Source organism: Sphingobacteriales bacterium, assembly GCA_012517435.1.
Classification (GTDB): Bacteria; Bacteroidota; Bacteroidia; order CAILMK01; family JAAYUY01; genus JAAYUY01.
This window is the reverse complement of record JAAYUY010000083.1, coordinates 1-21,389: the sequence shown is the minus strand read 5'-3', so window position 1 is coordinate 21,389 and position 21,389 is coordinate 1. Positions and strand designations below refer to the sequence as shown.

Below are 21,389 nucleotides of genomic sequence, written 5' to 3'. Positions count from 1 at the left end.
TCATGAAGCATTTTTCCTTTTTTCGTATTTCCTTTTTGGCACTGATCATCCTGCTGTTTCTTTCCGCTATAGTCCCTCTTGAAAAAATCAGCCTCAATATGGAAAGCCAGAGCCTGAAAAACGGAAAAAAATCTACCGTAACAGCTGAAATTTTCTACAAGCCATCGACAGGCATCATGACCATTCATTATCTTAAACCCATTGAATGTGTCTTCATTTCGAATGCAAAAGGAGAAGCGAAAATTTATTATCCTGCAAAAAATGAAGTGTATCTCACCCAAAGTGTTGCTTTCGATACTGAAAAAAGCTTATTGTATTATTTCCTTTCGAACAAAACCAGCGACCTGGGTCTGAAAGATCTCGGCTTTACACTTTCTGAAACAAAATATGAAGACAAAATGCTGATTACCACATGGGAAGCACCCTTTTCCCTTGCCAAGGAATTTTCAAAGGTTGAACTTGTTTCTGAAAATTACGTTCCCATTTACCTTGGCTACTACAATGCTTCCTTTAAATTGGTAAAAAAAATATATTATTACCAATATTCTCAGATTCAGTCGGTTAAGCTGCCTTTAAAAGTGGTTGAATTCAATTATTTACCTGATGGCGATTCGGTTGTGAACCGGATTGTTTATTCAGATGTCCGTTTAAATGAGCAGGCCAACAGTCCGTATTTTAATTTTAAAGTACCTGAAAATGCAAAAATTGCAAAATAAGGTTGTGTTATTAATTTTCTTTATGCTCAGCATGGGAATAAGCACTGCCTTTGCCCAAATTGACAGTATGGATAAAAGAATACTCCTTTCGCATCATTTTATAACTCCTTCCGATTACCAAAGAGACGTTAAATATTTATTTTCGGAGTCAGAAAATGCTTTTATCAAATACAATCCTGTCAGCCTGATATTTGGAGGGGCCATGTATGCCTATCAAAAAGTCATTAGTCCGCAGATTTCAGCCAGTTGCCTGTATCATCCCTCCTGTAGCCGGTTCAGTGTTGAGCTTATTAGAAGATACGGTTTGATAAAGGGAATTATTTGCTCGGCTGACCGTTTGACCCGATGCAATAAAATTGCAGCTCAGGATATTTCTCCTATCCGGATAGACGAGAAAACAAATAAAGTGACGGAAACCACTGATGTTTACCACAAATAAGCGGATGAAGTTTTTACTGACATTATCAATCTTCTTGTCCGGCTTTTTTCTTAAGGCAGAGAATCCTTCAGATTCAGTGGAAAGTGAAGTAAGTTTTATCAGTTATCTGGTAAAAAACAATGAATTTGAATCAGCTGTCAATTTATGTAACCGCCTTCTTATCAGACCTGATTTGACACCAAAAATCATTGATTCTCTTTATTTTACGAAAGGATGGTGTTTTTACAGCCAGAAAAAACTTGATTCCGCTGCCTTGTATTTTGCCCTGACCGACACTTCGCTGAGTTCTTATGCAAAGGCCAGATTTTTCGGATTTATTTGCTACTCCTATCAGAAACAATATGACGAAGCCCGTCATTTGCTTGAAAATGCTGTATTCAGTCGTGAAGATGAGTTAAAGATGCGCCAGTTTTTATTAAGTGGACTTAGCTTGCTGGAAAGAAATCTGGACGATTATCAAACCATCAGAAAAGAACTGGATACCAACTGGTTTTTAATTTCAAATGAAGTAACAAAGCTTGACAAATATGCCTCATTGATTTCTTCTTTCAAAGAAAGGAAAAAGATGACAGCAGCAATACTTTCAGCATTTATACCCGGGCTTGGAAAAATTTATGCCGGCAGGCCCGGAGATGGAGTGGCAGCCTTTCTCATTACCAGCTCTCTGGGACTTGTCAGCTTTGAAAATTATCGGAAAGATGGTATCAAAGACATTAAAACCTTGTTTTTCAGCGGATTATTTTTGACTTATTATCTCGGAAATATTTTCGGAAGTTACTACAGCGTAAATCTCGAAAAAAATGAATTTTATGGCCAGATTGACTACAATATATTGTTTGACCTTCATATTCCTGTTCGCAATATGTATTTCTGAGCTTCATTCTCAGGTACCGGCTTCAGTTCATCATGCCGACAGCCTGATGAAAGCAGGATTATATGAAGAGGCCTGTCTTGAATACCTCCGTATTCAATATGAATCTTCCGACCTTGAACAAAATAATTTACTACTCTACCGCCAGGCAGAAGCACTCAAAATGATGGGAAAATATAAAAATGCTTTTGAAACACTTCAGAAAGCAGATTTTTCCATTATGCCTGATAGTCTGCATTTTCTTTTCCGCCAACAATTAAGTCTCAATGCCTACTTATCCGGAGATTTTACCGAAGCTATTTCACAGATTACGCAGTGCAGGTTTTTCCTTCAGGACACAGCATATTATAAAAGTCTTCTTCCTGTTCTGATTCTGTCATTGAATGAGCTTTCAAAATATCAGGAAGCAAAAGCAGCAGCACTGGAATATGCCTCGTGGCTGGAATTGAATGATACAAACTGTCAGTCTTTCAGAGAAAAAATCAATGAGCTTTATACCAATAAAAACCTCCCATCAATAAAAAACCCTGATCGGGCAGAAACTATGTCGGCAATACTTCCCGGTCTTGGACATATTTATGCAGGTTATCCGGAAGAAGGGATTCTGAGTTTTACAATCATAGCCGGTTCATTAACTGCCGGAATTTACGGAATATTCAAAAAATACTATTTTACAGGGTATTTTATCGGCCTTTCCATGTTTCAGAAGTTTTACTTCGGAGGTATCAGAAGAGCACATCAACTGGCTGAAAAGCACAATGCATTAAAAACAGAAGCATTTAATCTCCGGATACGCCAGCTTTTATTTCAATAAAAAACCCTGTCGGAAATTACTTCCAACAGGGTTTATAACTGTTTTCAGGCAAGTGGTTACCTGCTCAGCATCAATGGCCTGACAATCGTATTGCCGTTTGTGCTGATGCGAACCATATAGATTCCACCTGCAAATTCACTCAGGTCGAAGGTATAAATTCCGCCTGTCGATTTCATCATCCTTTCAATCACTACTTCCCCAACGCTGTTGATAATGCTGATGGTTAAGTCTTCCCCTCCGGAAAGGTTAACTTCAACATTTACCAGATGGGTTGCAGGATTGGGATAAATATTTACCAGATTTTCGTTTAATGGCTCATTAACTCCGACATTACACTTTTGCGGATCGTAAATGACATCAATGTACCTGACTACTTCAATTGCCTGATTGTTTGAACCGTCCACTGCATTGTAGCGAACCGTAAACAAACCTTCTTTCTTTGTATTCAGGTAATCTGTATAATATGTTCCGGTTTTGGTAATGTTTACGTTAGTATAGTAATTATCAGATACTTCTGCAGTGAGTAAAGAGTCAGGAACTTCTTTAAACCGGCAAATCTGAATAATCTGAGGACCATTCAAAGTAATAACCGGTTTTTCTCTGTCAACTACATCTATATCGAAATACAGATAAGCCTCATTTCCACTGCCATCAATCACTTTGATTTCCACTTTGAAATTACCAAGCGTGGTGGCTTCACCGTTGGGGAACTGTGTGTAGTAGCTGCCATATTTATTTACGGTAATTTCATTTATCTGATAATAATTGTCGGTAATGTTCAGTATTGGTAAATATTCGTCAATATTGTGGTAAACATCTACAAGGATTTTATCTCCCGACTGATACGGGCTTGAAGTAACCACCGGAGCAGTTGAATCATATACCACAATAACTCTGTTCATAATAACAGGACCATTTCCGGCACAATCCCTGACTTCATAAGTTAGTGTGTAGGTGCCTAATTTGTGAACATTATAACTTCCCATTACTTTAATATCATTGTTAAAGCAATAATTGTCTTTTACTGTAAGTCCTGAATCAGTAAATGGAGTATGAACTTCCACATAATTTACTGCATAACCATTCAGCCAAACAACAGGATCTGAAGTATCAGCCACAGTCACTTCTCTGGTGAGAACGGCTGAATTTCCGGCTTTATCGTAAGCTGTATATTCCAGTTGATAGACCCCGAGCTTGCTTCCGTCAACAGTCCCGGTAATATTCACTGTATCAACACCTGAGCAGGTATCATTTACATTGTAACCCGGATCAACCCATGGGTTCAATACTTCCCAAATCATTTTAGCATTGCCTTTCAGGCTAAAGACTGGCGGGACATTATCCTTTTTCACAATGACAGTCCTGACTTTCTCCACAGCTTTATTGCCTGAGTTGTCCGATACATTATATCTTATATAATAGGTACCATCTTTCTTAAGGTCAACACTACCTGTTGTAACGATGGCAGAAGTCAGATTTCCGTCAATATTATCCATTGCGGTGGCACCGGCATCGGTGTAGGAAGGCGTACATTGCTCAAGAACTACAGTATCCTGTCCCTTCATTGTAATCACCGGAGGAGTTCCATCAGGTCTGACAATCACTTTATAATCTTCAACTTCACCAAATAAACGGCTTCCGCATGGATTGTTTGCCATACCACCCAGCACAGTAGAAATTCTCATTCTGGTCGGGCCTAAGGTAGCATTCCACGGTACTTTGAAACTTGTTTTCCAGACGAGTGCACTCGAATTTTGTTCGTGTCCTATCAACTCACCCGGATCGTCAAAATCTCCGTCAATGTTCCAGTCTATCCATGCTTTCCGGTCAACGGTATTGAAATTTGAAGATCTTTCTACCTGTAAATCATAGGTAGCTTCTACATCCAGATAAGTACTGTGGGTGAGTGTATAATCTGAATATTCAGTTTTCCCGGTTGGCGTTGAATTGCTGATGTCTGAAAGTATAACTTTAGTCATGCCAATATCCTGAGTCAACAAATCAACCGTTGGCTGGCAATACTGGATGGCCTTGATAAAGCATTTTCTGGTAATACTGTCATACATTCCCTTGTATCCGGTCACCAGCTTTACATCATAGCAACCGGTATCGTTGAACCTGATCTGAGGGAATTGCGTATTGGGATAGCCATTGATATTAGTAAAGTTAGCAGGAGTAATTGTCCATTTCCACTCGTCAGCACATCCGTAAACTTCACCGCTGAAGTTAACAATATCAGTTCCTTTAACCGGTCTGACGTTATCAGCTGTAAAGTTTGGAACAGGAGCATTGAACGGAGCGACCACCACAATGTCTTTCGTATATTCTGATTCACCACCGCAATCAATTACCTTTAATTTCACGGTATAAGTTCCGTCAAATGCAAACTTGTAGCCCGGATTTTTATCAAATGATTCTGCAAAATACGGGTCGGTAAAATACCATTCATAAGAAGCATCAGGAAGCGACTTACTTGTATTTTCAAAATATGCCGTTACTCCCAGACATAGGGTATCAGGACAATTAAAGGATGCCACCGGCTTATCATAATTACCATAAACACCAGACCATTTTGCTTCAAAGCCTGAGCTGACAGTTGACGAGTTGGTAGTAAACTTAATGTACATTTTTCCTGAATTTGATGTCAGCACTGATTTAAACGCTGGATTGGTCATGTTTCCTGTCAAACCGGTTGTGCCATAAGCAGAAACATCCCACAAAGGAGTTCCGTTGGCATCAGTACCGTCAAATACCTGTAAATAGTCGCCACTCTGCAGGTTAAAGCTCTTGAATGTCAGGTCTAACTGTTTTGCACATGGGGTAAGAGCCAGATCACAGTTTTTGTTATTGCCATAATCCATGGCCGGCCCGCCATCATCATACAGCGTTCCTTCCATGCTCTTCTTTGTAGAAGGATCTGCCCAGAAACACATCCAGTAATCAGGATTAACTTTAACATATTTCTGTTTGCCAATGGAATCTTTTCCTATCCCATTTTCAGCTATCAGCCATACATCATAAACACCCGGATAATCAAAACTGATAACCGGATTCTGACTTCCTTCATTTGTCGGAGTAACAAATGAATAAGTAGGTACAATTCCAAGAATCGGATGTGAGATGGTTGCCGGATAGACCTTCCATTTCCATCCTGAGGGACAGTTGATGCTTAAATCGCTGAAATTCACAGGATACATCACTTCGGTTTCGTTTAGGTCTGCGATGAAATCAGCTTTCGGAGCTTTGCTGGGATTGTCAACGAATACATATTTTGTAAAGGTATCAGCACCTCCGCAGTTAATTATTACCAAAGAAACCGTATCATAACCTGTTCCGGCAGGAAATGTATGTGTCCAGTTAAAGTTTTTGGAAACAAAGTTACCATTGAAATACCACCAATAACCCTGTTTGGCTTTTGGATCTGCTGTATTGTAAAATACGATAGGTGTGCTGTGGCAGATTGTATCATCTGATACAAAAAAGGCTTTGGGCCTGGGAACCGGATATTTCGATTCATCTGCACCAATGGTTGTGGAATAAGGACACCTTACGTCTCCATCCACATCATGCGTAATGAATGAAATGGTTTTCCCGTAAATGGGAGGATAATTTGAATTCAGATGAGGATCTGTAGAAGATACAAATTTGGGATCAATATTTTCCCAGCTATTGTTATCGTGTGGTGTCACAAGATTATAGGTAGATGTTTTCCAGCCTGCCAGGTCGTAATAATATACACTGTTGCTATAGAACATATTGGAATTGTTGGTATTTTCATAAATGTAGTCATTGTAATCCACCTGAGAAGCTGAGTAAGGATAAGGATAAAAGCTCAGTAATAAAGTTGTATTCTTACTGTAAAGAATATTGTTCTGAATTGAACTTGCATAACAGTAGTAAACGAAAATACAACTTCTTCCATAAGCGGTCGATGTGGTAGTACCTGTGCAATAAACAGTATTGTTATACACCTTCATGTTATAGTTATAGTTATAAAGGTAAATTCCAACCTGATCGCCAGTTTCTTTGAAGTTGTAAATCATATTATTGATAATCAGACTACTGTCAGAAGTGCTGTAATAGTTTTCATAGTAAAGCTGCATGCCTATCCATCCGGGATTTATGATATTACCGTCAATAGTGGATTTTACACAATAATTATGATAAATGCCCCATGAGTCAGTCAGTGAGGAATTATTGGTAATAATCCTGTTGTTTTTGATTAACACTTCCCGCTGGTAATAATTGTAAATTCCCGAGTAATACTGGTTGACAAATGTATTCCCTATAAATTTATTTCCATAGCACCATATTGAAGTTGATGGGCCAGTCATATAAGCACCCCAGTAACCACCGCTGATTAAGCAGTTTTCAAAAGTGTTGTAATTGGCATTATTGGCATAACCACTGTAACTTGATTCGGAACTGGAGGCAAGAATAGGAATACAATAGGTGCTTGATAAAACGGGAACAATCAGATTACAATTGTAAAAAGTGTTGTAATTAGCTGTATTATTTAATAAAACGCTGTAGCCGTAACTGGTTCCACCTGCACGAATGGTCATATTCTGAAATTTAATATAATCAGCCCCGTTAAGATAGAGGGTTGCTATGGTTGATGTGGAAGTACTGTTATAGTTCAAAATACAATTGTCTTTATCCGCTCCTTTAAAAGTAATGGTATTGGTGGGTGAGGCACCTAAAATCTGTGGAATAACTACCCGCTCATTATAAGTTCCTGACGCCACGTTAAATACCACAGGCCCGGATATACCGCATTTCAACAAATCGGTAACAGCCGCATTAAAAGTAGGATAGTTTGCCCCTGTACCACCAATCGTGTAGGTACCTGACATAGCTGTGCAAATGCTTAAAATTAAAGTATCATTTGAGGTTACATTGTCTGGGAAAGAATCGTTGGGAGATGAAACCCACACCCTGAAATTATAACTGCCTTTAGCCGGAAGGTAAACAGAATCAGCAAACTGATATGCTTGTTCAGCTCCGGGGAGAACTGTTTTGGTATAGTTATTTACAAGAGATGGGACATCCCAATTTAACCGCCATCCTAAATCGACCCATTTTATGGTGTCTTTTCGGTTGTTCCGGTAAACCACTTTCAGTGGATTTTTCCCTACAGACCAGGTAACAGGAATTTCTATCCTGTTCATTTCGACATCAAGACCGGGCAAAGTAGTCAGCCTGACTTCTATTTCTTCATTCATTGGATTGGATGCCTGAGAGCCGGTTGTATAAATATCGGTGAGTCTCAGCCTTGTAGAGGTGATGGGTGAAGAAAATTTATCCACGTAATTCAGGGTCAGATTGGCAGGAGCAATATAAAAGGTATGATGATCAACATAAGTGCTCCCGTTCCAGTACTGAACTTTAAAGCCATGCATGGCTCTGTTGGTTGTACTATTAATATACACTTTAATTTCATCAAATGTCTGGCTGGTAGTCCACTGATATTCAATCCATGATGAGGTTGATGGATTTCCCGATGTACTTACCCATCCCCAACAGGTTCCGGATCCATTGCAATAATATCCGTCATTATAGTTTTGAGGCCCGTAAGTTCCGGTTCCACCGCCTGAGTGACTGGCAGTTGCCGATAAAGCCAAATTGGTCTGTGCATTCAGGTGAAATGAACTTATTGCAAGAAGACCTGTCAAAATTAAGAAACCTAATCTGTAAACTCTTGACATATACTTGAATTTTAAACGATTTAACAACATTAATCAGACACCAAATATAACATACAAATCGAAAATATGCAATTAATATTTTTTTATTAAAGTTCTACAAGATTTTCCCACATTATTTACCTTGATGTGGAAGTTCATCCTGTCATCAGAACATAAATAACTTGGAATTGTCGATGTATTTGCTGATATCCTTGTTCATGGCACCTATCAATAGCACTACCCAGTCAATAGTCTGAACGATACCACATCCTCCGGCAGTACATAAATAGGCAATGAAGACTCCGGTTTTAGTACCCAAATACAACCTGTGAATACCACAAATACCAACACCAGCTGTAAATGTTAGCGCCCATGCCACCCATGGATTTTTTTCTCCGGTTATTTGTTCCGGTAAGGCATTTCCGGTAAGAGGGCTTACAGTGAAATCGAAACCATTTGTTTCAGGGGCGTTGGTGAACATCTGATTGACAGTTTCGTCATTGATTTTGTATTTTCCTCCATCTGCATAAGCAAATCCTGTTAATACAAAAGCTAAAATCAGCACTAAAATGTTTTTCATGACTTAATTTTTAATAGGTTTTGAAAGTGCCAAGATAAAGTAAATTATTCATTCACCAAATATCCCTGATAAAAAATAAATATTTTCTTCAGTACCTCTTCTCTTTTCTCTTCCTGTTTTTTTAACGCAATTTGTGCTGCTCTTTTGAAGCCTCCGAAATAATAACGCTGAAACCATGGGAAAATACTCAATCCTGCATCCAGCAATCCGTATTTTAATGAAACATAAACAAACAATCCTCCTAAAATACCATTCAGAATAAATGAATTTACTGCATTTCTGATATCACCAGCATACAACTGCCCAAGACCTGGGAAAATGATACTCAGCCATTTTGCCGTATTGGGATTTGGCTTTCCGTTGGGAAGATATGTGAAAATTTCTCTGATTTTGTTTGAATCTTTTTTTGTTAAACTATCGAGGGAGGCAATAAAATATGATTCTGCCAGGGTATAATTCCCTTCCCTGAAACTGATGACACCATGATAAAAATTATACCTGTTTTGAACGGATAATGACTGAGCGGTATCAATATTCAGCAATTCTCTTCGTGCCTGTTTGTAGTCTTTTAACAGAATGTATATCAATGTTTTACGAAAAGAAATTTCATTGAGTAAAGTGTCATTTTCCAGGTTGTTATAGGCAATATCGTAATAATAAAGTGCTTCGTCATAATGGCCGGCATGAAACAAACATTCCGATAACTTCAGGTAATGCCGGTAATTCACACTGTCCACAGAAAAAAAGATGATCCTTCGGTACAGGTCGGCTGCATTTTCATAGTCCTGAGAAATAAAAAAACTGTCGGCCATGAAGGTTGTTTCCTTCATGCTCTGGCTTTTTAAATCACTGAAAACCAGTATACTAATAATAATTAAACAGAATTTCTTCAATCTCTCTGTTAAATAATTCGGTTTTAAGTTGATTGTATTTACTGACTGCTTTCACAGAGCCATATATATTACCACTATAAAAAGCGGCAGTCATCATGGCTGAATACCAGCCAAAAATGCTCCTGATGCCATCTTTTTTAAAACTTCGATAGGCCTGAAAGGCAGACATTCCGGTATATAACAACGAAATAAGCCCGTCTTGCCAGAAACCTGAATAAATTTTCCCCAGTCCCGGAATGGCTGTTGACAAAAGCCCACCTACAAGCGGATTTTTCATTCTGATTGACTGCAATTCTGAGTTTATTTCTGTAAGTCTTTTATAAGCAGGATTTGAAAAGTTTTCAGATGCTCTGAACTCATCAGTTTTTTTAAAGTCTTTATTCAGTAAATAATCAATAAGAATAAAAACCACCTTGTCGGAATCGTTCAGTATACTTTGCGGCAGGTAAACTTTCCTGAAAGTTGTCGATTCCCTGTTAAGTAATAACAGCTTAACATATTCAATTTCAATTGAATAGCTAATTATTCCACCTTTCTTCCGGTAATCTTCCATCCTTTTCAGTGCTTCCCTGAGCTGACCTGAGTATCTTAAGCACTGAACCTCTCTGAGCCTGACATCCGTGTTCAGATCATCCAATAACAACAGACGCTTATATTCCTGCCTTGCTTCTTCATACTTTCCGGCAGAAAATAAAAATTCAGCATATTGTCTGCTGTGTTCCTCATCAAACAGATTTTGAGCCTGGCTGATGAATGCTGTAATGAGTAAAGTACTGAAAAAGATCAGTTTACAAATCTTCATACCGCGCATTTTTGGGTAAATCAATCTGCAGATGATATTCCGGATGGATATGATATTGCTGAGGTGTGAAGGTATGGCAACGGGTCAGCCTGTCAAAAAAATTCATGGTGCCGGTAAAAATATTCTGTTTTTTTAGAACCAGAAGTGCATATTCGGAACAGGAAGGATAAAAACTGCATGAAACAAAATCCTGGGATGAAATAAAATTTTTATAAAACAAAAACATGGCAGACACTATTTTATCTCCCGTTTTGCCCTGATTTCTGACAAATTTCAGATAATAAGGCCTGTCATCATGCTCTGTCGTTTTTTCCAGTATTTTCAGCTCTTCCAACGTTTGGGCTTTCAGCTGAAAAACACTAACGCACATCAGGATAACGATAAAAACTTTCATTTTGCTGATTGTTTACCTTGATGTTTTTAAATGTCATTACCTGATAGTTTTCTTTCCCCTCCTTGTAATAAATCTGAATAATCTCAGCGGGAAACTTTAATCCGCTGACTGTAGTGTAGGATTTGACAATCTGTTTACTAAGGATTTTTTTGTCGGCACTGAAAAAAACCACTCCATAAAGGCTTTTGTTTTTAGTGGAAATGACAATATCTCCAAAACCTTTCATCTGAGGTGGAGGAGAATAGGTCGTAATGACCATATCCCCGTCCTTTTCCACTTTGGTGATTTTATAGAGGCTTTTGCTAAGCCCATAATCAGATAACCTGCCCTCGAGGGCAAGATGAAAAACAGTACTTTGCACCAGCGCAACAGTGGTCGTCTTTTTTACCAGCTTTCCACCCACATAAGTACTGACAACTGAATCTTTCACCACCCAGACTTCTTTTTCAGGAAAAGTGATATTGTACACCAGTTTTTTAATATTTATATCGTAAAAAACCCTCCCCATGGTCAGCTGGCTGAAATTTCCGGCTTTTGTTTTAATGCTGATGTCGGCCTCAATTCTGTAAAAATACTGAGCCAGTAAGATGCCTGAAGGATAAAATAGTATTAAAACAATTAATAAAAGCCTGTTCAAATTAAAAAATTTAAAAAACCGGAGAAAAAATCAGCAAGCAGTGTCAGTTAACAAGCAGATAGCCTCCACCGAATAAAAATGAAGACACCAGGCAGCCGACAATTGACATCAGCAGGTCATCCTCATCAATAATCCAGACAATAATGACCCCGATAGGCCCCAGACAAAAGCCCCATAAAAAAGCAGGAATGTCGGCAGCTACCCCGTTGAAACCAGTAAAAATCATGGGTGAATTGCTGATGTTGGCAGTCAAACGGTTGTTTTCAGTTTTCAGCTGAGATAAGGTAACACCCTCATTGGCCGACACATAACTTTCAAGGCTATTCAGCTCACTTAATTCTTTTCGGATCTGAATTTCATCATAATCAAAAAGGCTTCTGTCGTAAGCCTTTGATTGCAGACTGGTCAGAAAAATGACAAGCAGCATAAAAAAAATTTTCTTCATAAAAAAACTGTTTATTATTGATAACTGATTGAAATTCAAATCCAAATAAAACTATTGAATAGCCGAGGCTATATAAACAATGTAATAAACGAGGTAACAGGCAGAATAGGCGACTGTGCTGGCAATACAACCAAAAACTGCTTTTTTGGTTTCATCTTTATCTTCGGAAACAAAATAAACGACAGCCACACCGGGTAATCCCAGACAAAACCCCCAGATAAATGATGGAATGCCTAACGGGGCTTCAAACGTCATCTCATCGTTGAAAGGTGAAGGCTGGTCACTTATACCGTAAGATAAAATATGACCGCTTGCCTGCATTTCACTTAGCGTAACACCTTGATTTTGCGTTACATAATCTTCAAGTAAAGTTAACCCTGACATTTCCGACATGATTTGATTTTCATCAATCTGAAATAAGCCAGTATTAACTGCTTTGGCATGGATGCTGACGCTTATCAGCAACACAAGAATACAAAAATTTAACTTTTTCATCTTGTAAAAATTTTTTGGTTGGGATATTTTTTAGGTCAACAAATATCTATTTAAAAAACTTAATACGAAAAAAAAATATTTTTTCCTTCTCCAAAATATTGGAGTTTTATCTTTGCCGGAAAAAATAAACCAATTCATGACATTTCATTTTGCAGATATTGAAAAAATCCCTTTCCCTGTTTTTTGGGCAGATAAAAGCATGAAAATAGTTTATGCCAACCAGAAAGCCTGCGTGCATCTGGGCTATTCGCTGGATGAACTGACAAAACTGACCATTGAAGACATTAGCCTGAGATTTCAGCCCCTTAAATGGGAAGAACTTACTTCTACCATTTCTGAAAAAGGTTTTCATTATTTTGAAAGCCGGCACATCACGAAAAATAAAACAATTATTCCGGTCGAAATTTATGTTTCCAGATATGATATTGACGGAAAAGAATATTTCTGTGGCATGGTAGTCGAAATTTCTGAACTCAGCTTTACAAATTCTTTATCCCGTGAAGGCAGCCTGCTGCTGGAAGCTTTCCTGAATTACATTGATGAGCCTCTGGGGCTAATTGACAATATGATGAATGTAATCTACTATAACCAAAATGCCAAAAAACTGCTTGGCATCGAAAACGATGATTACATTGGAAAGAAATGCCTGACACTCATCAATCAGGAGAATGAAATTAAAAAAGTGTTTCAGAGCGGAAAAACTGAAATGGTCGAACAATACCTGCCTGAAAAAGACCTGTGGCTGGATGTACTTTACCATCCAATATTCGGCAAGAACCGGGAAGTGGTAAAGGTTGCACAACATTTCCGCGACATTACCGCCAGAAAAAAGGCAGAAATAAGCTTATTGGACACCTTAATGGAATTAAAAAGATCTGAGGAAGAAAAACGTCTGTCTCATTTCGTAATCGACAATACCCATCAGGCTATTTTCATGTTGAAAAAAGACGGTACTTTTTTCAGGGTGAACGATTATGCCTGTGAATACTGGGGATATTCCCGGCAAGAACTTGAGCAGATGAAAGTCTGGCAGATCAATCCTACCCTGAATGAAAAAAGCTGGTCAAAAATCTGGGAACAGCTTTGCCGTGAGAAAAGGTTATTGCTTGAAACCATACACCAGACAAGCAACGGAGAATTGAGAGATGTCGAAATATCTGCCAATTTACTTGAATTTGAAGGAAATACGTTCAGTGTCGGCTTTGTGCATGACATAACCGAGAAAAAGAAATCAGAAAAAAAACTCAAAGATGCTTTGGCAGAGATTCAATCCTTAAAAAACAAGCTGGAAGCAGAAAACATCTATCTGCAGGATGAAATCAAACTGGAGCATAATTTTGAGGAAATCATCACCCAGAATGCCGAAATGAAAAAAATCCTGACAAATGTGGAACGGGTGGCAAATACCCGCACCACGGTATTGATTCTCGGAGAAACAGGAACAGGTAAAGAGCTGATAGCCAGAGCAATACACAATATCAGCAACCGCAACAAACACCCCTTGGTGAAAGTCAATTGTGCGGCATTGCCTGCTTCTCTGATTGAAAGTGAATTGTTTGGGTATGAAAAAGGGGCATTCACCGGGGCGCTCTACAAAAAAATAGGCCGCTTTGAACTTGCAGACAAAGGAACCATTTTTCTGGATGAAATCGGTGAATTACCCATCGAACTGCAGCCGAAACTCTTGAGGGTATTACAGGATGGTGAATTTGAACGTCTTGGGAATCCCAAAACTTTCAAGGTAGATGTGCGCGTCATTGCCGCTACCAACCGTAACCTCAGCGAGGAAGTAAAAAAGGGAAATTTCCGCCCTGATTTATTTTACCGCCTGAATGTATTCCCTATTTCCCTGCCTCCCTTACGTCAGCGAAAGGAAGACATCCCTCTGCTTGTCAATTATTTCATCAATAAATTTTCACATAAAACAGGCCGAAAGTTTAGCTCAGTTTCCCATAAAACCATGGCTGCATGTCAGTTGTACGACTGGCCGGGAAATATCCGGGAACTCGAAAACGTGATTGAAAGAGCCATGATAACCAGTATGGGTACTGAACTGGTGATAAATGAAAATTTATTTCATTCAAATTCAATCCGGGACATTGAAAACATGACCATTGAAAACATTGAGAAAGAGCATATTTTAAAAGTACTTCAATCCACAGCTTACCGCATACGGGGTGAAAAGGGTGCAGCTAAGATTCTGGGACTCAAGCCCACTACACTTGAAGCAAGAATGAAAAAACTGGGAATCTCAAAAAATAACCTATAATATTTTGGATAATCTACGTTATATTGGAGTTTTTCCGGAAAGATAACTCTTTACCCCTACAAACAAAATCAATCTTAATCATTGATTTTGTTTACCTTATAAAAACGTTAAGAAAAATAAAAATTTTGGTATAAGAATTGAGATAAATAAGGCGAAATCGTGGGGCTACAGTTTCCAGTTCAGTTTAACCTTTTTAAAAAATCCCTCACATTTTTTAAAAGCCTCACGATTTTTTCTTTTAAAGTGTGAAAGTGATGACGTTTTTCAACAACAATCAGTTTGAGCCTTTTTCATCAGAAATCACAGAACAGTTTCCTCTTGTTCTGGTTGAAATTTATGCCGACTGGAGTGGCTCTTGTCATATCATGTCTCCGGTAATTAAAGATCTTAAAAACGATCTGAATGGCTCACTTAAGATATGCAGGGTAAATTTTGATACTGATAAAACACTCATCAACAAATACCACATCACAAAAACGCCTGCCTATCTGATTTTCAATCAGGGAAAAATGATTGAAAAAATCGAAGGAATTATTCCAAGAAAAACACTTGTCAATAAAATCAAAATCTTAATCAGGAACGGAAAAAATTAAGTTTACCTCTCTCCTTTGGTCTTCCTTAATTTTGCAAATTCAATCATTCAGTCATGAATAAAATTCTTATTGTTTTTACAGCTTTGCTATTTGCAAGCCATGTTTCCTTTTCACAAATTCACTCCTCCTTCGCGGAGTCTGCTTTAAAAAAACATATTCAATACCTTGCATCTGACAAATTGAAAGGAAGAAAAAGCGGATCGCCCGAAGCCCTTAAAGCAGCAGGTTATATTCGCAAACAATTCAAGAATCAACATCTGGAGTTGCTCTTTGACAATGGTTTTCAATATTTTGACGTTGTTACAGCCTATCACATGGGTAAAAACAATACCTTTAAAACCGCTGAGTTAACCGCTAAGGCCGGAACAGATTTTATTCCCTTAGTCTTTTCAGCCGATACCAGCGTGTCAGCAGATGTGTTTTTTGCCGGTTATGGGTTTGATATTCAGACAGATAAATTTAAATGGAATGATTATGCTGATGTGGATGTAAAAGGAAAAATTGTTGTCCTTTTTAACGGAGAGCCCGACCTGAAAGAAAGAAATAATCCGTTTTCAGAATTTTCCTCCGACAATTACAAAGCCATGGTGGCTGCTGATAAAGGAGCTGCAGGTGTAATTTTTATTTATCCTGCATCTGAAAAAAAGGAGGATTTTCTCCCTCCTCTTGTTTTCTCAAAAACCAACAGCCGTTCAAAAATTCCTGTCATTCAGATTAGCCGGAGCTTTGCTTCCAGAGCATTATTTACTCAGAATCAATCGCTTGAAATGATTGAAAGCAGCATACTGGAAAAAAAATCTCCCATGAGTTTTGATTTGGAAAAAAATGTCTCTTTATCAACTGAAGTCATAACAAGTCAGGGAAAGACATGCAATGTGGCAGCTATCCTGAAAGGAAGCGGCCCCCTGCTGAAGGATGAATACATCGTCATCGGGGCACATTACGACCATCTGGGGATGGGAGGCCCGGGTTCAGGTTCCCGTTTCCCCGACACTATTGCTGTTCATAATGGTGCTGACGATAATGCCTCAGGCGTTGCGGCAATGATTGAACTTGCCGGCAAGTTAAGTAAAAATCGCTCAGTGCTTAAAAGGAGCGTTATTTTTGTGGCTTTTACGGGGGAAGAATCCGGATTGCTTGGCTCCTCAAAATTTGTTGCCAGCTGCCCCGTTCCCCTTTCCCGGATTAAAGCCATGATCAATATGGACATGGTCGGTAGGCTGGATACCATTAGTAAATATTTGCTTATTGGCGGAACAGGCACTGCCCGCGAAAATGATTCCCTTTTCAGTATTTTTGAAAAAGAATATTCCTTTGATTTTAAAAAATCTCCGGAAGGACTCGGGCCATCAGACCATGCCTCATTTTATGCAAACAATATCCCTGTCATCTTTATCACTACCGGTGCACATAACGATTATCACACCTGGGCTGATGATGAGGACAAAATCAATTACAAGGGAATGACCAACTTACTTGAATTTGTTGAAGAGCTGGCAACCAGCTATGCAAACCTACCTCAAATCACTTTTCAGGAAGCAGGGCCTAAAACAAAATCATCTTCAGGGAGTTATAAAGTTACCCTTGGCATATTGCCTGATTTCTCAGCCAGTGATGTCAAGGGATTGAAGGTACAGTCGGTCAGAAGCGGTGGGCCTGCCCAGTTGTCGGGGATGAGAAACGGAGATGTGATTACAGCAGTCAATGGTGCTGAGGTAAACAACATTTACGATTATATGAACCGGCTGAAAAGCCTCCATCCTGGCGATCAGATCACTGTTGATGTGGTTCGGGATGGTACCAGAATTACCCTTTTTGTGCAACTTTAACATTTCATATCAAATTTTTTTTACATTTGCACGTTAACAGGTATTCAACCACATAAATTTCAAGGTGCAAAAAAGAATTCTCAAATGGTGTGTATTGCTGTGCGGTTTCATTCCGGGATTTCATTCTCCTGTTGTCGCCCAGTATGGTGCACCTGAAAATCTTTATTTCAATCGAAAAATTCAGGAACAGAAAGAAATCTGGAAGCTTCCCGTAGCAGATTCCAATTGCGATATATTCTATTTTATTGAAAATCAGAAAGATACTGATCTTACAACTCCCGCTCTTTCCTTTCAGCCTGTTACAGAATCTCCGCCAGAAAATGCTTTCGATATCCGGCTTTTCCCTAATCCCTGTTCCTCAGAAATCAGGATAATATCTGAAGGGACGGAACAGCAGGAATTTACATTGGATATATTTAACATGCGGGGAGAACTGCTGGCCACATACCAATTAAAGATCAATGCCGGAGAATTCAGGGAGCTGAATATGGGGAAGTACCCCAAAGGCACCTACCTGCTGGTTTTTACCACAGCCAACGGAACAACAATAAAAAGAAAAGTTATTAAAAATCAATAAATTCATTTGTATGAGAAAATTGTATTTCAGGATTAAATCGGTTATTTCAAGAGGGATGCTCTATCTGATGGGCATAGGGGCTGTCAGTTTTGTTTTCGAGGCCTGCTACGGCACCCCAACCGACAGTCAGTTCAACAGGAACTATACCATTAAAGGCAAATTGTTGCTTGAAAACGGGCAGGCAGCCGGAAATCTGGAAATCAAAGCCGCATCTTCATCCGGAATTTCCAAAGCTTATACTGCTTCTGATGGCAGTTTTGAAATTAACCTGAATGGTTTTATTCATGAAAAAGTACTATTTAGTGCCCAGGACGGCCTGAACGATACCATTGTTGTGCTTCCTGCCGAACAGGAATCTCTGAATATTGAATGGAAACAATGAAACTTCAGAGATGAAAAAGATTAAGGCAAAATCAGACAGGTTAAAATCATATTTATTTGGTTTTGTTTCCCTTGTGTTAATAAGCGGTTTTATTTCCGGATTTGTATCATGCAAGGTTCTTCGATGCGATAAAGAAAAAAGGAAAGACAAGAATCCCAGATACAAGGAACAACCGGCATTGTACGGACCTCCTTCGTCTATTTACCAGGAAGAGAAAAAATCTTGAAAATCAAACCTTCATTACGAAAAAAAGCCGGGCTGACTGTTTTCAGACATTACCGGAAAGCTCAGGCTGAACTTCATGAACTTTCCTATTTGTTCTGGGAGTGTACCTTGCGTTGTAATATTTCGTGCCTGCACTGTGGCAGCGACTGCCGGAAAGAAAGCAGTATCTCCGACATGCCAGCCAATGATTTTCTACAGGTGACCAAAGAGCTTACCCACTACTACAATCCAAACAAAGTGATGGTGGTACTCACTGGCGGGGAACCTTTGATGCGGAAAGATCTGGAATATGTCGGGCAGGAATTGAAAAAACAAGGCTATCCATGGGGGTTTGTTACCAATGGTGTTGCATTGACGTCTCAACGCTTTCGTTCACTCATGAATGCCGGACTACGCTCTGTTACGGTCAGTCTCGATGGATTTGAAGACACACATGAATGGCTGAGAGGACATAAGGGCGGTTTCAATAAAGCGGTGGAAGCTATTCGTCTGATTGTCAGGGAACCTGATCTGGTGTATGATGTCGCTACCTGTATCAGCAGGAAAAATTTTCACCAGCTTAATGATTTAAAAGAGTTTCTGATAGAGCTGGGTGTAAAGAAGTGGAGAATATTCACCATTTTTCCCACAGGACGGGCAAAAGGAAATGATGAACTGGATGTAAGCCCTGAGCAAATGCTTGGGTTGATGAACTTTTTAAAGGAAACAAGAGAAGAAGGCCGTATCAGGGCAAGTTACGGATGCGAAGGCTATTTGGGAAATTTCGAAACTGAAGTCAGGGATGGATATTATTTTTGCCGTGCCGGGGTAATGATTGCTTCCGTTCTGGCAGATGGTTCCATTTCAGCTTGTCCCAATATTCACAGAGGTTTTGTTCAGGGAAATATTTATCAGGACAAATTCATTGACGTATGGAACAACCGGTTTGAGAACTTCAGAAACCGTGACTGGGCCAAAACAGGTAAATGCATGAATTGCGAGGCTTTCAGATATTGTGAAGGTAACTCAATGCACCTGCGCGAACCCGGCAATGAAAATCCCCTTCGATGTCACTACGAAATGATGAAACAATGCGGGCATTCATGATTTTTTGAGAAATTTGCGGGAATAATCAGGTGAAAATCAGACTTTAAAACAGATTTTTGCAGAAAAAAAATCCATGCGTGTAGTTATTCAAAGGGTAAAAGAAGCCTCAGTTCACATTGACCATCAGCCATATAGCAGCATTGGAAAAGGACTTCTGGTGTTTCTCGGAATAGAACACGAAGACGAAGAAGAAGATGTCAGTTGGTTGTGTAAAAAAATATCACAGCTCAGAATTTTTGATGATGCTGAAGGAATCATGAACCTTTCGGTCAGCGATACAGATGGGGAAATCATGGTGGTCAGTCAGTTTACTCTGCATGCAAGTACCAAAAAAGGAAACCGTCCATCATATATCCGGGCCGCAAGGCCTGAAAAAGCCATTCCGCTCTATGAAAATTTTATAAAAACATTGAAAGAACTGATTAATAAAGAAGTTAAATCGGGTGTTTTCGGAGCCATGATGGATATTCACCTTATCAATGACGGCCCTGTTACCATACTGATTGACAGCAGACAAAAGGAATAATCCGGCATCTGTAAGCAGAATGATAAAGTTTAGTCCGATATGGTTTCGAGTGATGAGTGATGGGTTATGAAAGCCAGATTCCGGATTTCGGTTTTTTGCCTGCTGAAAACTTTCCACTGCCCTCTTTTGATAGCCTACAGCCTGTTTTCAATAATGAAATATTGAAAATTGTGTTGACAGGTCAATAAACTTCATCTCCCTGATTACCTGAACTAATTTCATTTTAGTGTTACATCTGTCAGACCGGATCAATATGAATGGTAGCCTGAATATTCAGTCTCTCTTCAATGCTGACTTCGATTTTTTTGGCAATGTCGTGAGCTTCGCTGACTGTCATTTCTGCCGGAAGGCGGATATGAAATGTTACCTCCTGATGCCTTCCATATTCATGATAATGAAAGTGATGGGGGTGCATCTGATGAAAGGAAGTTTCATCCACTATATTGACTATCTGCATTTTGGTTTCCTCTGTTATATCTTTTCCCAGCAAACAATTTACAGCATCCCTGATGACTTTAACCGCAACCAACAGTATCAGAACTGATACAATCAGGCCTAAAACCCCGTCAATCCAGAAAGCCTTTTTCTGAAATATGATTCCTATTAATATTAATACAGATGCAATGGAATCGCTGCGGTGATGCCAACCATCGGCTTTCAGAAAATCCATTTTGGTAATCCGTGCAGCATAAAATGCATATTGTGCAATGGCTTCTTTAACGACCACAGAAACAATCATGACAACAATACTGAGGGTATTAAAAATAACCACTTCATGTCTGATAAGTCTTTTGATGGACTCACTGGCAAAATTGGCAGCCACCACTGCCAGCAAAACTCCGATAATGAGCGAGGCAATCAGCTCAGCACGACCATGTCCGAAGGGATGTTCCCTGTCTGCCGGTTTTGATGAAACTTTAACTCCAATAATAACAATGACTGAGGTCAGGGAATCCGAAAGCGTATGCCATGCATCAGCAATGATGGCAATGGAACCTGTCATTATTCCTGCCCAAAGCTTTATTGCAAACAAAAATGTATTGACGACTGTGGAAAGCCAGCCTTCCAGCAACGCTATTTTTCTGTTTTTGTCTTTCATATTTCAGATTTATAAAATCTTCTTCCTGAT

At 39.1% G+C, this 21,389-nt stretch carries 21 protein-coding genes; 12 read left to right on the top strand and 9 right to left on the bottom strand.

The window, feature by feature from the left end:
• The first annotated feature begins 2 nt into the window (after positions 1 to 2).
• The 4 genes from GX437_04815 to GX437_04800 are packed head-to-tail and all read left to right on the top strand — an operon-like array spanning position 3 to position 2,840.
• Positions 3 to 716: an outer membrane lipoprotein-sorting protein gene (locus GX437_04815; protein ID NLJ06975.1), complete on the top strand. Its 714-nt coding sequence runs from the start codon at positions 3 to 5 to the stop codon at positions 714 to 716.
• Positions 706 to 1,155, top strand: a complete 450-nt coding sequence (locus GX437_04810; GenBank protein NLJ06974.1) for a membrane protein insertion efficiency factor YidD — start codon at positions 706 to 708, stop codon at positions 1,153 to 1,155. The genes GX437_04815 and GX437_04810 overlap by 11 nt, the downstream gene beginning before the upstream one ends.
• A 4-nt stretch (positions 1,156 to 1,159) precedes the next feature.
• Positions 1,160 to 2,029 (top strand): hypothetical protein, encoded by an 870-nt coding sequence (locus GX437_04805; GenBank protein NLJ06973.1) that lies wholly within the window; start codon positions 1,160 to 1,162, stop codon positions 2,027 to 2,029.
• Positions 1,992 to 2,840 (top strand): hypothetical protein, encoded by an 849-nt coding sequence (locus tag GX437_04800; GenBank protein ID NLJ06972.1) that lies wholly within the window; start codon positions 1,992 to 1,994, stop codon positions 2,838 to 2,840. The genes GX437_04805 and GX437_04800 overlap by 38 nt, the downstream gene beginning before the upstream one ends.
• Before the next feature lie 56 nt (positions 2,841 to 2,896).
• Here GX437_04800 and GX437_04795 read toward each other — a convergent pair whose 3' ends face one another.
• From GX437_04795 to GX437_04760, 8 genes are all read right to left on the bottom strand, one after another.
• Entirely contained in the window at positions 2,897 to 8,548 is a 5,652-nt protein-coding gene (locus GX437_04795) for a DUF5011 domain-containing protein (GenBank protein ID NLJ06971.1), read from the bottom strand.
• Between the two features lie 145 nt (positions 8,549 to 8,693).
• Positions 8,694 to 9,107 (bottom strand): TM2 domain-containing protein, encoded by a 414-nt coding sequence (locus tag GX437_04790; protein ID NLJ06970.1) that lies wholly within the window; start codon positions 9,105 to 9,107, stop codon positions 8,694 to 8,696.
• A 44-nt stretch (positions 9,108 to 9,151) separates the two neighbouring features.
• A complete protein-coding gene (locus GX437_04785; GenBank protein ID NLJ06969.1) occupies positions 9,152 to 9,937 on the bottom strand; it encodes a tetratricopeptide repeat protein in 786 nt (261 codons plus the stop codon).
• A gap of 34 nt (positions 9,938 to 9,971) precedes the next feature.
• Positions 9,972 to 10,802, bottom strand: coding sequence for a tetratricopeptide repeat protein (locus tag GX437_04780; protein NLJ06968.1), 831 nt, complete (start codon positions 10,800 to 10,802; stop codon positions 9,972 to 9,974).
• On the bottom strand, positions 10,789 to 11,196 hold the full coding sequence (locus tag GX437_04775) for a membrane protein insertion efficiency factor YidD (GenBank protein NLJ06967.1): 408 nt from the start codon (positions 11,194 to 11,196) through the stop codon (positions 10,789 to 10,791). The genes GX437_04780 and GX437_04775 overlap by 14 nt, the downstream gene beginning before the upstream one ends.
• Entirely contained in the window at positions 11,162 to 11,833 is a 672-nt protein-coding gene (locus GX437_04770) for a hypothetical protein (protein ID NLJ06966.1), read from the bottom strand. Before GX437_04770 ends, GX437_04775 begins: the two co-directional genes overlap by 35 nt.
• A 43-nt stretch (positions 11,834 to 11,876) precedes the next feature.
• Positions 11,877 to 12,278 (bottom strand): hypothetical protein, encoded by a 402-nt coding sequence (locus GX437_04765; protein ID NLJ06965.1) that lies wholly within the window; start codon positions 12,276 to 12,278, stop codon positions 11,877 to 11,879.
• Between the two features lie 51 nt (positions 12,279 to 12,329).
• Positions 12,330 to 12,773 carry a hypothetical protein gene (locus tag GX437_04760; GenBank protein ID NLJ06964.1) on the bottom strand — a complete coding sequence of 148 codons (444 nt, stop codon included), beginning with the start codon at positions 12,771 to 12,773 and terminating at the stop codon, positions 12,330 to 12,332.
• 136 nt (positions 12,774 to 12,909) lie between these two features.
• Here GX437_04760 and GX437_04755 point away from each other — a divergent pair, with 136 nt between their 5' ends.
• From GX437_04755 to GX437_04720, 8 genes are all read left to right on the top strand, one after another.
• Positions 12,910 to 15,042, top strand: coding sequence for a sigma 54-interacting transcriptional regulator (locus GX437_04755; protein ID NLJ06963.1), 2,133 nt, complete (start codon positions 12,910 to 12,912; stop codon positions 15,040 to 15,042).
• A gap of 251 nt (positions 15,043 to 15,293) precedes the next feature.
• On the top strand, positions 15,294 to 15,635 hold the full coding sequence (locus tag GX437_04750) for a thioredoxin family protein (GenBank protein ID NLJ06962.1): 342 nt from the start codon (positions 15,294 to 15,296) through the stop codon (positions 15,633 to 15,635).
• A gap of 53 nt (positions 15,636 to 15,688) precedes the next feature.
• A complete protein-coding gene (locus GX437_04745) occupies positions 15,689 to 17,464 on the top strand; it encodes a M20/M25/M40 family metallo-hydrolase (protein ID NLJ06961.1) in 1,776 nt (591 codons plus the stop codon).
• Between the two features lie 64 nt (positions 17,465 to 17,528).
• Positions 17,529 to 18,041, top strand: coding sequence for a T9SS type A sorting domain-containing protein (locus GX437_04740; GenBank protein NLJ06960.1), 513 nt, complete (start codon positions 17,529 to 17,531; stop codon positions 18,039 to 18,041).
• Positions 18,042 to 18,051: 10 nt separating this feature from the next.
• Positions 18,052 to 18,423: a hypothetical protein gene (locus GX437_04735; protein ID NLJ06959.1), complete on the top strand. Its 372-nt coding sequence runs from the start codon at positions 18,052 to 18,054 to the stop codon at positions 18,421 to 18,423.
• A gap of 10 nt (positions 18,424 to 18,433) precedes the next feature.
• Positions 18,434 to 18,649, top strand: coding sequence for a hypothetical protein (locus GX437_04730; GenBank protein NLJ06958.1), 216 nt, complete (start codon positions 18,434 to 18,436; stop codon positions 18,647 to 18,649).
• Positions 18,646 to 19,734, top strand: coding sequence for a radical SAM protein (locus GX437_04725; protein NLJ06957.1), 1,089 nt, complete (start codon positions 18,646 to 18,648; stop codon positions 19,732 to 19,734). The genes GX437_04730 and GX437_04725 overlap by 4 nt, the downstream gene beginning before the upstream one ends.
• 73 nt (positions 19,735 to 19,807) lie before the next feature.
• Entirely contained in the window at positions 19,808 to 20,260 is a 453-nt protein-coding gene (locus tag GX437_04720; GenBank protein ID NLJ06956.1) for a D-tyrosyl-tRNA(Tyr) deacylase, read from the top strand.
• 238 nt (positions 20,261 to 20,498) lie between these two features.
• Here GX437_04720 and GX437_04715 read toward each other — a convergent pair whose 3' ends face one another.
• Positions 20,499 to 21,359, bottom strand: a complete 861-nt coding sequence (locus tag GX437_04715; protein ID NLJ06955.1) for a cation transporter — start codon at positions 21,357 to 21,359, stop codon at positions 20,499 to 20,501.
• Positions 21,360 to 21,389: the final 30 nt, after the last annotated feature.

What these genes read in the sequence shown, in the direction of transcription:
- GX437_04805 (NLJ06973.1), top strand. Translation starts at nt 1,160, where the DNA reads ATGAAGTTTTTACTGACATTATCAATCTTCTTGTCCGGCTTTTTTCTT.
- GX437_04815 (NLJ06975.1), top strand. Translation starts at nt 3, where the DNA reads ATGAAGCATTTTTCCTTTTTTCGTATTTCCTTTTTGGCACTGATCATC.
- GX437_04765 (NLJ06965.1), bottom strand. Translation starts at nt 12,278, where the DNA reads ATGAAGAAAATTTTTTTTATGCTGCTTGTCATTTTTCTGACCAGTCTG.
- GX437_04755 (NLJ06963.1), top strand. Translation starts at nt 12,910, where the DNA reads ATGACATTTCATTTTGCAGATATTGAAAAAATCCCTTTCCCTGTTTTT.
- GX437_04735 (NLJ06959.1), top strand. Translation starts at nt 18,052, where the DNA reads ATGAGAAAATTGTATTTCAGGATTAAATCGGTTATTTCAAGAGGGATG.
- GX437_04730 (NLJ06958.1), top strand. Translation starts at nt 18,434, where the DNA reads ATGAAAAAGATTAAGGCAAAATCAGACAGGTTAAAATCATATTTATTT.
- GX437_04720 (NLJ06956.1), top strand. Translation starts at nt 19,808, where the DNA reads ATGCGTGTAGTTATTCAAAGGGTAAAAGAAGCCTCAGTTCACATTGAC.
- GX437_04715 (NLJ06955.1), bottom strand. Translation starts at nt 21,359, where the DNA reads ATGAAAGACAAAAACAGAAAAATAGCGTTGCTGGAAGGCTGGCTTTCC.
- GX437_04780 (NLJ06968.1), bottom strand. Translation starts at nt 10,802, where the DNA reads ATGAAGATTTGTAAACTGATCTTTTTCAGTACTTTACTCATTACAGCA.
- GX437_04775 (NLJ06967.1), bottom strand. Translation starts at nt 11,196, where the DNA reads ATGAAAGTTTTTATCGTTATCCTGATGTGCGTTAGTGTTTTTCAGCTG.
- GX437_04790 (NLJ06970.1), bottom strand. Translation starts at nt 9,107, where the DNA reads ATGAAAAACATTTTAGTGCTGATTTTAGCTTTTGTATTAACAGGATTT.
- GX437_04795 (NLJ06971.1), bottom strand. Translation starts at nt 8,548, where the DNA reads ATGTCAAGAGTTTACAGATTAGGTTTCTTAATTTTGACAGGTCTTCTT.
- GX437_04785 (NLJ06969.1), bottom strand. Translation starts at nt 9,937, where the DNA reads ATGAAGGAAACAACCTTCATGGCCGACAGTTTTTTTATTTCTCAGGAC.
- GX437_04760 (NLJ06964.1), bottom strand. Translation starts at nt 12,773, where the DNA reads ATGAAAAAGTTAAATTTTTGTATTCTTGTGTTGCTGATAAGCGTCAGC.
- GX437_04745 (NLJ06961.1), top strand. Translation starts at nt 15,689, where the DNA reads ATGAATAAAATTCTTATTGTTTTTACAGCTTTGCTATTTGCAAGCCAT.